This is a genomic window from Methanoculleus sp. UBA413 (assembly GCF_002502935.1).
Taxonomy (GTDB): Archaea; Halobacteriota; Methanomicrobia; order Methanomicrobiales; family Methanoculleaceae; genus Methanoculleus; species Methanoculleus bourgensis.
Map to the genome: position 1 here is coordinate 23,633 of NZ_DAQR01000093.1, position 1,741 is coordinate 25,373.

The following is a 1,741-nucleotide window of genomic DNA, read 5'->3' on the forward strand; positions in this document are numbered from 1 at the left end:
TGATTGTTGCCGTACTGATGATCATTGCGTTTCCTGCAATAAACCCGGCACCCGGCGATGAGGAGATAAATCTCATCATCACCTTCCCGAAAGAGGGTGATGAAGTCTGGATCGACGTCGTTCCGCCTCACGTTACGGTTCATGGCGAGGTCGATGCCCCTTCCGGTATACGGAGCGTGGTCATCCAGAGCGAAATAGGGGAGGTTTCGTGTGGGAACGGGACGGAGTTCGCATGCCCTGTACCGGTTTCTTCGGGGAAGAACAAAATCACGGTCATAGCGACCGATAACCTCGGAAACCAAGCGGAAAAATCTCTGAACGTGACCATTCGCAGTGGACCACCTCCACCGCTGCTGATCATCGTCTTGGGCCATCTGATCGAAAATGCACTTGGGTACATAATAGGTATCATCGGAGTATTGGGAGCATTATTGATCTTTCTGAAGTTCCGTCGGAGAAAGAGAAGGTGATATTGTGCTTTTTCCATGCAGGATACGAAACTACCATCAGTTGCTTCCCCCTCTTGTCATAGCGGAGAGCATAAGCTTGGTAATCGACGGATTGGGAACCGAATGAATGTATAGACATGGAAACACAGATCTGAGAGTACTTTCCAGCATACTGATCTCAGGCAAATGGCCTTGATATCATGGTTCACTGGTTAATGAATGTAATAGTTGCCGTCACGGTTGTGGTAGGTCTCATTGGTCTGATCCCCTGTGCCAGTGCATCTGCTATTCACATCGAATATTTTCATGCACCTGGATGTCCCCCATGTAAACAGACCGATTCTATTATCGTCGGCTTTGAGAAAACCTATGATGATGTTCTGATTGCTGAACGGATCGACGTCAATACACCGGATGGATGGGATCGGTGGCTCCAATATGGCTTTACCAATGTGCCGGCCGTGGTCGTGAACGGCACTATTAAAATTCCCAAAGAGGAGATCACCGAGGAGAGCATCAGGGCGGCGATCGAGATATCGTTATCCGGAGCCGAATCGGAAACGGACTCGCCGCCGATAAACTGGAACATCTCATTTGCCTATTCTCTAGGTCTTTTCTCCGGCTTTTCACCCTGTCTGATGGCGATACTCGGGTTCATACTGGTGTATACCACCGGATCGGGCAATGGCTTGAGAAGCAGCCTCCTTAACTCCATGATATTCGGCCTGGGGCTGGTCGCCGCGTACATCGTCATGGGGTGCTGCTTCCTGTTGGTGGGGATGTCGCTCGGCGGCTTCGGCCCGTACCTCGCCGTCGCGGCGGGACTGATCACGGTACTCACCGGGTTGAACCTGCTTGGGTTGATACAGCTCCCGCTCTCTGCAGACGGTTATATCCGATCCGTTATACAACGGCACTCGACCACCCTTGTCGGCTTGTTCGTCCTGGGCATGATATTCTCGATTGTCAAGGCCCCGTGTGCTGCACCGATGATTCTCGTCCTGCTGAGCAAAATCTTGATCGAGGGGTCCGTGCAGGATCTATCGCTTCTGCTCGTTTTTGGGGCGGGGGTGCTCACGCCGTTCGTCGGTGTCGGAGTCCTCGGGGGATACGGTTCGTCAAGCAGAATCAGAGAATATCGGGATGTCATTAAAGCCGCCAGCGGAATTATTCTGATTGGATTTGGGTTCTGGATCATTTTCTGGGGGTAAACGGCCATCTTATCTACAATTGACGCACACCCTCGCCCATAGAACGATTTCACTACACCAAATGGAGAACGATTCAAATGA

General features: G+C 51.3%; 2 protein-coding genes. Both read left to right on the plus strand.

The window, feature by feature from the left end:
• Positions 1-470, plus strand: a 470-nt coding sequence (locus BP858_RS07605; RefSeq protein ID WP_286879213.1) for a hypothetical protein, incomplete at its 5' end; no start/stop codon positions are given.
• Positions 471-649: 179 nt separating this feature from the next.
• Positions 650-1,660 (plus strand): cytochrome c biogenesis protein CcdA, encoded by a 1,011-nt coding sequence (locus BP858_RS07610; RefSeq protein ID WP_214166002.1) that lies wholly within the window; start codon positions 650-652, stop codon positions 1,658-1,660.
• The last annotated feature ends 81 nt before the right edge of the window (positions 1,661-1,741 follow it).

Bases quoted from the DNA above. Each gene is read 5' to 3' on its own strand.
- BP858_RS07610 (WP_214166002.1), top strand. From the start codon at position 650: ATGGTTCACTGGTTAATGAATGTAATAGTTGCCGTCACGGTTGTGGTA.